A 9,950-nucleotide genomic window follows, 5' to 3' on the forward strand; every position below is an offset into this window, starting at 1 on the left:
CAAAACTTTCGAACCTGGTACCGTCTGGACTGGTGAGAAATGTGAGTGAGCCATCTATCCTGCCGGCAGAAAATCGATAGGATAAAGAATGGTTATCTGCTGCACATCCTTTGAACCAAAATTAAACTTCTTGACACGGGCAACAATCTTGGCCACGAGTTCCGGCGAGTCCAGATCTGTGGATTCCATTTTGCAGAGCGATACTTCCCCATTCGCTTCGATTACCAGCTTCAGTAGCAGTTTTCCTCTCAGAGTTGGGTCCTTACGTAATTCCTTGTTATAGATTCGATAAAGTGTTGCCTTATAACGATCAAATACGATTTGTATTTCTTCATCGGTTCGACCAGACCCATAATCTCCGCTCAGCGGGCGACCTGCCTCTTCCATCAACCCTGCCACGGAACTCGCAACCTTTTCGGTGCCAACACCGCCGATCGCACCGGCGTTGCCGTATCCACTCTTGCCACCTTTTCCGCCATTACCAAGATCCTGGCTGACCTTGTAATTGCCAATGCCACCACTGCCCCCGCCTTGGGCCTGTATTGCAACCAATGAACGTTGAGCTTTGGCCTTGCCGGGGATCTTGTTCGCTGATTTTTGCAGGCGGGCTTCAGCCCCGAGTTTAGCGACAGGGACTTCATCCATTAAATCATCAAAACTACTCTTAAACGCAAGTACACCAACATTGCTGGCTTTTTGCTTTGCTTTACGTTTCACGTCGCCAGCAGCTTTGGGAGCGGCTGGTTTTTGGGTCGGAGTTTTCTCAGCTTTAGCGACTTCCTCAGGCTTTTTCTCTTCCATCTTTTCCGGTTTCTTTTCAGCAACCTGAACCGGAGGAGGCTCTACAGGTGGTGTCTCCTTGATCAGCATTGCTAAGCGTTCAGGAACTTCTACAACCTCTGCCCGATCAAGTATCGGTAGTGTCACCAACGGAATAGTGGTTCCGAAAAACAAACAGAATGCCAGCGAAACCAGGACAGTCCGTCGAAAGCGTCTGTCACTCTCACTATTTTTCGTCCAGGGCATGAGCATAGGACGAAACGGTTCAGGTGACATTTCACGTTCGACAACGAATTCATCCCGACGCTGTTCTTCAAGCAACCGCAGTTCTTCTACTTCATCAAACAGGCAGTAAAGGGTATTCTGCTTTTCGGCAATATGTTCCTGGAGGGAGTCACGTTTTTCCAGAGTCTCACGGGTTCGGTCCTTGAATGCGGCGATACGGGATCGGAGTCGCTCACCATGTTCGTTGGCATCCGCCGCCTTCGCCAACCCATTCCAGAATATGTCCCCGGCGCCCAACTCTTCAAGTCTGTCGAGTGCATTACAGGCATCCTGTAATGTGTTGTAGCGCTCTTGATCTGTTGCGAAGGTTTCGATCTCTGCTTCTACAACCCTTAGGTAATCTTCCAGTTTGGCAATGGCTTGCTGAACCTGCGTGATCTGCGCGTTCAGTTGGTCCATTTCCTGTGATGTTATAGGGGTTTCCACGTGATTCATACTCAGCTTTGTTTCGCCTTCTGAATTACAGCAAGAGATATCTTCCCGTATCCAGAGGCAGTGCAGGTTGCCATAATCTTTTTCAAGACTCGAAAGGGTATTGTTTTATCGGCAAGAATTGTTATTTCCTGGCTTTTAGCGACAGTTTTAGTGCTTGTCCCGATAATGTTGCCTTTGAGATGATCCAACCTTTCAGTGATACCGGGAATAATTTCACCTTTTGAGTCCAGCAGGTCGATAGTTGCAACCGCTGCCTCACCCTGCACCAATACCGCCTCGGGGCTGACCATGATGACCACAGTTTCTCTCGGTTTGGTCTCAACCACCGAGTCTGGCAGTACGATCTGTTTCGGAGTGGATAAAACTTCGCTTGAAGATGAATTGGCCAGCAAAAAAAACACCAGGATTGTGAAAACATCCATGAGTGATGTAAGGTTCAATGCTGCCGGTTTTTTCCTGTTACGCGCCATGCGTTTGATGCGTCTATTGTTTTTCATGGCGCGTCTCCTATCGATATCAGTGGAAAGAGATCGACCTTCAGGAGTTCTCCACTCTCCTCATCCTCCACTTCAGTTTCACGTAGTCTGTCCATAACCTGAATTAACGTGTCATATTCGATATCCGGTTCCATCAAAACAGTGGCATCATCCTTTTTGGGATAATCTTTTTTCAGTCGAATAAGGATGTCGGTCAATTTTTCGAAATCATACACACCGTCTTTTAGCGGGAGTGCTGCGACCACTTGGGCTCCATTGGAGAGTTCGAGCCCGGCCTTTCTTACAACAACCTCAATGGTGAAGTTCGGTTTTGTTGCTGCAGCTCCCCCGGCGGCAGAAGTCGGCACACTCAACTCAAGAATTGTAATGCGCGAAAACACGGCACTGATCAGAAGAAACGGTACCAGGATCACCATCAGGTTGAGAAAGGTGGTGATATCCAGCTCAGGGTTTGCCTTTAAGCCTTGTCGCCGTAATTTATGATTTCGTCTGCTCATGATGCATCGTCCGTTTGATTCTGGCGTCTGGCAAAGCCGGAAATACAGTTCAGAACCTTGACCGATGCCATCTCTAAGCTATCCACAATCTGGCCTGTGGTCGAAGTCAACTTGGCATGGATGAGTAGCAGTGGAATAGCGGTCATCAAACCAAATGCTGTAGTGTTCATGGCAACGGAAATACTGGCTGAGAGAAGATCGGCCTTCTCTGCCGGGTTCGCATTCGCTACTGCGGTAAATGCTTCGATCAGACCCATAATTGTACCGAGTAGTCCGAGAAGGGTTGCAATGTTGGCAAGCAAACCAATATACGGTGTTCGTTTTTCCAATTGCGGAATAATCTCCATCATGCCTTCTTCCATTGCTATCTCGATATCATCCCGACGTCTGACTGCTCCCTGCCGCGCCAGACCCAGAGACAACATTTGCGCTATGGTGGATGTGTCTTTGCTGACTATTTTCCGTGCTTGGTCAAACTCACCTTTCACTACTATCGGTTGCAGCCTGTCCCACATTTTGCGATTGGCGTTTCGAATACGGCTAAGCTGTATCCCGCGCTCAAAAGCGATGGCCATCCCAATTCCGAAAACAATCAGAATCGGATACATGAAGGTTCCGCCGTTTTGAAAAAAATGAATGATTGAATAAAAGAATCCCATTACTGTTTCCTCCTGGATATGTTTGCTGTACTGACTTCATAGAAGTCGAGTTGTCTCTTCAATACTTCGCGTTCCACGGGAACGGCGTCTTTGTTCAACATCATGTTCAGGTTGGTCTCCATGCCGATCTCAGAGCTTTTCCAGGGAACGATATAGAGAGACTTTGGAGCTTCGTCATTGCCGACGATGGACATTCCAGAGAGCTCCTTGGCCTGGCTATTCTTCTGCTCCTGGCCTTCAGTCCCGGGCTTGTCAGCTGCCGCTAGAGTGGCGGGAATCAGGATGATGCAGAAAATATGCAATAATATAGATTTCATAGTTAGCTCCCAAGTCGAAGACGAATCTCTGATATCCACAACTTGACCTGTTTATCATCCGGCTTGATCTGATGATACTTCTCGTATTGGGCGAGGGCGGAGGCTGGGTCGTTCAGATAGAGATCACAGAGAATTCCGAGGTTTTTACGGGCAGGAAGATATTCCGGATATTTTTGAAGTGTTGTCTCATATACGTCTCGTGCTTCTGCAAAACGACCGCCAGCACGCAGCAACAGGCCATACTCGTTGCTTGCCACCGGATGTTTCGGGAACAGCTTTAGGGCAATTTTGAGCAGATCTTCCGCTTTTTCAGGCTTGTCGAGTTTACGGTAGGCCATTGCCAGGTTGATGTAAGGTGCTGTGACCTTGGGTGAATCTTCAATTACATTTTCCAGTAATGTTGCAGCGCTGTCATATTCCTCATTGTGCAAGAAATCGACAGCCCGGTTGAAATCGCGGCGTGCATTTATGCCCAGGTCCACTTTTTCTTTCAGTACAAACCCTTTTTGCAGGGGCTCCGGTGGTGCAGTATCCGAGGCACCCGATGCGTTTTGTGCATCTGCTGCACTTTCAACTTGCAGGCCATCTGCACTTTTATGAAGGGCGCCATCTTTACCGGCTGTACATCCATTAAACAACAGCACCATCACCAGAAGTACAAATCCAGCGTTGCCATTGTTTTTGATGGAGCAGAAAAGTTCTGAAATCTTATTCATTATCAGCTTCTTGACCGTTCTTAGACGGCACCTCCTCGACGTGTGGTTCAGCTGCTGATGTCTCTTGGGAGACATCACGTACCTCGTCTGCAGCAGGTGCATTCTGGCTTGTACCTGCTGCCTTGGCAGCCTTGGTCTTCTTTGCAGGTAGCTGTACGGTGAATTCGAATGTGTAGGAGCTGAGCGAAGTCATTACATCGCTTTGCTCTTCCGGTTTGTCATAACGGGCAGGCAGAAAGCCGGCCAATCTCTCCAAACTTTTATCGATCCATCTGTTATAGACGCCCCGTGACATTAGCTGCAGATTGCTTTCATGCACAGAGATAGCCTTTTCTTCAAAAGGGTAGGCCTGGTCTTCGATCGCAATTTCGTACTCCTCCTCTTCCATCGCGGTCAATCCTTCAGGACGCTCGGATTCCATCAGGGCTTTGCTGAAATCAGCATAAATCTCGCCAAGGTAGAAAGTCGAAGCAGCGGTCACTTCTCCTACTTCATAATCAAGAAGCGTTGAGAACTTTTTCATGGCGGTTTTCATGGCCTGCCGTTTTTTGCGGAGATTCTTCTCGAAAGGCTTGACCAATTGAATAGCCTCGAAAGCCTGATAGCTCGGTTCGGTCAGGGTCAGAGCGGCAGTTCCTGCCAGGTAACGGGTTCGATCGGTTCGATCACCTCCCGCTGCAGCGTCGATTGCGACAATTGATTTAAGTTCTGCGAAGTATTTCTTCTGTTCTGCCTGTTTCTTGAAAATCTCAGCAATTTTGGTACGCGTTTCCAGGTTGGTTTCGATCGGTTGTGGAAAGTATTGTACGTAGCGCCGGTAAACCTCCAATGTCTTGGCACTGTTGTTCACCTCTTCATACAGCTCTGCTGCAATCATCAGAACCTCACGCCTGATCAGATCGTCATCGGATTCCCTCTCTATCTGTTCGTATTCTGCTGCCGCCTGGGAAAGCTTTCCGTCCTCCCGATAGACAAAGGCGATCTTCTTCGTTATCTCAGGCTGTAGTTCATGCCCCGGGAAATTAGCACGAAAACCGGTGAGCACCGTTGCCGCCCGGTCCCAGTCCTTGAGTTTTATTAACATGGCAGCACCATCGAACTCGGCGGTTGGTCTGATTTTGGAGTTCGGAGCCATGGAACTGATCCGCAGGTAATGATCAGCAGCCGCAAGGTAATCTTCGCTGGCTTGTGCCTGCTCACCCTGCTGATAGATTGAGGCAGCGAGATTGTCCACCAACCCTGCTCGCGACTTGTCGTTTGGTTCAAGCAAGGCCAGGGTGTTGACATAGGCCGTTTCAGCCTCTTTATAGAGTTCGAGTTTGTATGAGGAATGGCCGATAACCAGCCAGGCCGAACGTTTGACCTTGACATCAGCCGCAGGAAATTCCCCGATAAGCTTTTGGGCGGCAGCCGATGCCTGCTCGTACTCGTGCATGGAATACAGATCGTCTGCTGCAGCACCAAGCACGACAGATGCCTTCTCATGCTCGGGGAAGGTGTCGACAAATTTAAGCGAGCTGCGAACAACCTCTTTTTTTACAGGAGTCGTATTTCCTTCCGGGGTGGTTTCAAGCTGCTGGCGATACGAATAGACAGCAGTGTAACCAGCTTTCGAAGATCGTTCATGGGGCTCGTAATTATATGCGGTTTTTTCATACTCTGCGGCAGCCAGGGCGTAGGATTTGTTTTCCAGCAGCAGGTCAGCCAACTGGTAGTTCATGAAAGGCGTGTTGTTTTCTTTAGGGAACGAGGCGATGAATTCGCGATACCAATGAAGCGCTTCGCTGAAATTGGATGGCTTTTCTTTTACATATTTCGGATTCTGGTACATCGCGTGATAATGATTCGCCAGATCCGTCAGGTTTGTTTTCAGAGAATCAATGACCTCTGGTCGATCATCGGGTTGAAAGTGCTGCCAGTAGTCAGCCTGCAATCCGTAATTTGTGGCATAAGATTTTTTCGATTCGATAACTAGAGTAGGGAAGCCGCCAGCGATATTGATCTCGATGACGCGGATGTGAAATATGGGTGCTTTCCTGTGAAACGGATTTCGGCTCATAAATGCGTCGTATGTAGCCACTGCATCGTTGTAGCGACGCTTGCCGAAATAATATTCGCCAAGATTGCTGTAGATACTGTCCTCATAGGGCCGCTTGCCATAGGTGGAAAAATACTCGACAACAGATTCGGCACCGCCAAGATAGGAGAAACTCAAGCTGATGACCCGGAACGTGTCATCTATTCGAGTACGTTCTGTCTCATCTTCGATGTGCTCGAAATCGTATCCCATGGACACCATGTGATCGAGCAAGGCTATGAACCTATGCAGGCCGTCTTCGTAAAGCTCTTGCTTATAGAAGGTCCAGCCGAGTTTATAGAGTGCAAGTTCGAAAAAATACGAGCCTTCACCCATATCGACAATGCTTGCGTAGGCATCTTCCGCATCGAGATATTTTTTGTGAATGAAAAAATGTTCAGCCCGGCGGAACTGGACTTCGTCGAAATGTTGGGATTCCGGGAATTCGCGGACCAGCCGTCCCATTACGGCCATTGCTTCCTCTATACGCCCAAGTTCCTCGTACGCCCTGGACATCTGGTACAGAACCTGGTCGTTACGCTGGTATAGCGGATAATTTTGGAGTAATTCCTTATATAGAGCGATCGCTTCAAGTGAACCGGCCTTTTCAAGATCATCAATAGCATGATCTTCGGCTGAACCAGCCTTTTCCTGAGTCACCACAGGCTGGGCGAGAGTTGCCCTCTGCTCGAAATCGCTTTCGGATTCTCCCTCAGCAGGAGTCATATCAGGAACCGTCGCCTGATTCGTCTGAACTGCCGCGATAGCAGGAGGCGAGGCGGTTTCCGGAGCACTCAATTGCTCCGGTGTACTCAATTTTTGTGAATCACTGAATTGCTCTGGAGCATTGAATCTCTGTTTAGTCTCAGTTTCAGTCGCTGCCGTAGTCGATACGGTATTGTCGCCTATGTCTTCGCCTTTATTTTCACCGATAAGCCCGTACTCCTTTTCCACTTTCAGATCAGCAATACGGCGAATGGCCTCGGCCGCCAGTTGGGAGGTGGGTGCTTCTGCCAGAAAGCGCTGATAACTCACTATGGCTTTATCAATCCCTCCTTCGATCTGTTCTTCACGTATTTCAACTCGCTGATGATTGAGCTGAGCAATTGTTCCCCGTTTATCCAGGGAGGTGCAGGAGACGAGTACCACCGGCAGTGCGAAAATGAAGAGTCGCAACGTTCTCATTTTTCCACCCCTATTGGTTCCTCTCTATTGGGTTCCTCTGCTCTTGCGGCACGATCGTAACTGTCGGCCATGGCAAAAAGCACCTTGACCTGGAACTGCTCCAGCCGTTTCCGATTCTCGGACAATTCATGTATCGCCATATTTTCGAGCATATGCCCCTGCCGGGCCATGAGGGTTTCAACTTTTTCAAGGCTTGCGGCTATCCGGATGCGCTGAATGCGAATCGATTCTCCGTACCCCTCGTAGCTTTGCGTGGCGGCCTGACGCTTCCTGACGAACGAGTCATATTGTTTTTGCAGTATCTCTACGTCCTGATTGAGTGCATGCAGGTTATGATACGCTTTGGTCAGGCGCCGGTCATAATCCGTATAAATGTTCCAGAGCAGTATCCCTCTCAGCCTCTGGATTCTGTGCTTGCCCTCATCCGACGGGGCAGCACTGCTGGTAGGTAATGCTTTTGACAGCTGGTCAAGTTGTTCATTCAAAATCCTCTCTTTTGCCGTTGCAAGGTAATCCGGCCGTGGAGCAACCAGCATTGCTTCAAGGCGCTTTTGGATACGATCACGTTGCTCTACGCGCAAACGCATTCGTGAATCAAGGAGTCGAAATTCTCTGTCTATCTCCGGTAAAAGCGGCTCATAGTAGGCGCGACGCTTGGCAATGATCTCTTCAAAGGCATCCAGGTCTGTTGTCCAGCTTTCGAGTTTCTTTCGTAACTGTTCCAGGTCGAGATAATTTTTCAGCGATTCCTGAAAATCATGGGAGGCCATCAAGTCGAGCAGGTAATAGGTTTCCGGTGTCTCAGGAAGATTGCGGAGTTTGACGACCCAATTACTATCCTGTTTCAGTTCTTCCCTCACCAGGGCGCGAAGGAATGCACCTTCCCGAATGCTTTTGATCGAATCGCTGAGCTTGTCGATTTCTGCTGTGAATGCGGCCAGAGCGCTGTTGTACAACAGTGCAGCCTTGCCGTGTATTCCAAGCTTTCCGTAGGCATACGGGAGAGCGAGCATAGCTTCCTGTACAGCGCGAGCGGTCACCTCGCGTTTCACCAGGATGCTCCATGGAACCAGAGCCTGTTCAAAACGTTCTGCCGAGGCATCGGCCCACCCGGAGCCGAGCAGCGCCTGATTGGAGAATGGACCTTCCAGACGAACCCTGTCCAAAACTTCCTTGGCTGTACCAAATTGTTCTGCCCCCAATAACTTGTCGCCGAGGACAAGGTTCGATTTGTCCTTGATAGCAAGCGTTAAAGGATCATCGCTCTTGATCCTGCCGCTCATATCAAGATGGGCCAACCCCTCCTTGGTATTGCCAAGCATGAGCAGGGAAATTCCCAGGTTGTAGCTGGCAAAGCCTTTGAGACTTTTCACATTCTCAAGCCTTTTAAGGATTTCTGCGGCATCTTCAAAACGCCCATTCACCATGAGAATCTGTGAACGCAGGAATGCAAGATCGTCACGGATTTTTTTGGGAACGGCTCCGTCGACACGCTCGATGGCATGCAGGGCATTTACGGGTTGATCCTTTTGAAAATAGATTTTTGCCAGGCGAAATATCGCCTCATTGCGTAACTCTTGGGAAACGTTACCGTTAATCAGGGCAGAAATGGCTCGCCCTGCACGTCGGTGCATCCTGTAGGCCAGCTCAAAATCACCTACCGCAAAATGGGCTAAGCCAATGTGGGCAAAAAGAGAGTCAAGCTCAGGCTGATCCAGGCCGTGGTGCTGGTCCAGTTCGGTATCGAGCCGTGCGATGGCCTCGAACCATTCTTCCTGGAAGGCGTAATAGAGGACTTCTCCGAAATAGAGATCCTGCAGCTTTTTCGGAGCAGTTGTAGTTGCAGCCATCGCAGCCATTGATGAAGAAGCGACCATCAACAGGCAGGTGAGTATAAGTGCCAGCCGGTACATACCTTACCTGTCTGAAAAAGTTATGCTCTGCTGAGCCAAGGTGATTGCAACGACTGCGGGGCCGACATCCTTTTGAACCTTGAAACTCTCCGCGCGATCAAGAGTGGATCCACCTTTGGATTTGCCCTTGATATTTACCTGAACCGTATGTGTTCCGGTGGTGACATTACCGGTATATATTCGCTGCACACCACCCATTCGCAGAGCTTCAAGTTCCTTGAATGTATAGATATGGTGGGCGACAGGTTGCCCATCTAAAGAGATCTCCACGGAGTCGAGCCTGAACTGCGCACCTTCCTTGAGGTTGATGAACATCGAAATCTCGGTGTTGGAAGGGTAGAGCAGTACTTCTTCGAGCTTATTCAACTCGGTGGCGATGGAGAGCACATCGCTCTTTATCTCCTGGACCTGTTCATCCAGGCCTTTGATCTGTTCCCTGGTTACTTCCTTTCCCTGGGCGACGCAGCTCAAGCCACAGAGCAAAACCGCCAAAATAAAAGTGATTATAGTTTTGATCATTTTTCCAACGTTCCCCTCGATATTTGAAACTTTGAATAAGGCATTCACAGTAGTCAACAATTCAGTGTGC

Annotated in this window: 9 protein-coding genes; all 9 read right to left on the reverse strand. The window is 49.1% G+C overall.

What is annotated here, in order from left to right; genetic code table 11:
* Positions 1-54: 54 nt before the first annotated feature.
* The 9 genes from FCL45_RS06785 to FCL45_RS06825 are packed head-to-tail and all read right to left on the reverse strand — an operon-like array spanning position 55 to position 9,880.
* Complete coding sequence (locus FCL45_RS06785) at positions 55-1,500, reverse strand: AgmX/PglI C-terminal domain-containing protein (RefSeq protein WP_136798917.1); 1,446 nt, start codon at positions 1,498-1,500, stop codon at positions 55-57.
* Positions 1,501-1,502: 2 nt separating this feature from the next.
* Complete coding sequence (locus tag FCL45_RS06790) at positions 1,503-1,997, reverse strand: ExbD/TolR family protein (protein WP_136798916.1); 495 nt, start codon at positions 1,995-1,997, stop codon at positions 1,503-1,505.
* Complete coding sequence (locus FCL45_RS06795; protein ID WP_136798915.1) at positions 1,994-2,494, reverse strand: ExbD/TolR family protein; 501 nt, start codon at positions 2,492-2,494, stop codon at positions 1,994-1,996. Before FCL45_RS06795 ends, FCL45_RS06790 begins: the two co-directional genes overlap by 4 nt.
* Positions 2,491-3,153 (reverse strand): MotA/TolQ/ExbB proton channel family protein, encoded by a 663-nt coding sequence (locus tag FCL45_RS06800; protein WP_136798914.1) that lies wholly within the window; start codon positions 3,151-3,153, stop codon positions 2,491-2,493. The genes FCL45_RS06795 and FCL45_RS06800 overlap by 4 nt, the downstream gene beginning before the upstream one ends.
* Positions 3,153-3,470: a hypothetical protein gene (locus FCL45_RS06805; protein WP_136798913.1), complete on the reverse strand. Its 318-nt coding sequence runs from the start codon at positions 3,468-3,470 to the stop codon at positions 3,153-3,155. The genes FCL45_RS06800 and FCL45_RS06805 overlap by 1 nt, the downstream gene beginning before the upstream one ends.
* Before the next feature lie 2 nt (positions 3,471-3,472).
* Positions 3,473-4,186 (reverse strand): tetratricopeptide repeat protein, encoded by a 714-nt coding sequence (locus FCL45_RS06810; protein ID WP_136798912.1) that lies wholly within the window; start codon positions 4,184-4,186, stop codon positions 3,473-3,475.
* The gene (locus FCL45_RS06815; RefSeq protein WP_136798911.1) at positions 4,179-7,448 is read right to left on the reverse strand and encodes a tetratricopeptide repeat protein; all 3,270 of its coding nucleotides are present in this window, start codon (positions 7,446-7,448) and stop codon (positions 4,179-4,181) included. The genes FCL45_RS06810 and FCL45_RS06815 overlap by 8 nt, the downstream gene beginning before the upstream one ends.
* The gene (locus FCL45_RS06820; protein ID WP_136798910.1) at positions 7,445-9,361 is read right to left on the reverse strand and encodes a tetratricopeptide repeat protein; all 1,917 of its coding nucleotides are present in this window, start codon (positions 9,359-9,361) and stop codon (positions 7,445-7,447) included. The genes FCL45_RS06815 and FCL45_RS06820 overlap by 4 nt, the downstream gene beginning before the upstream one ends.
* Positions 9,362-9,364: 3 nt before the next feature.
* Positions 9,365-9,880, reverse strand: a complete 516-nt coding sequence (locus FCL45_RS06825; RefSeq protein ID WP_136798909.1) for a hypothetical protein — start codon at positions 9,878-9,880, stop codon at positions 9,365-9,367.
* Positions 9,881-9,950 lie beyond the last annotated feature (70 nt).

Origin of the sequence: Desulfosediminicola ganghwensis (genome assembly GCF_005116675.2) — a bacterium.
In the GTDB taxonomy this organism is placed as follows: Bacteria; Desulfobacterota; Desulfobulbia; order Desulfobulbales; family Desulfocapsaceae; genus Desulfopila; species Desulfopila ganghwensis.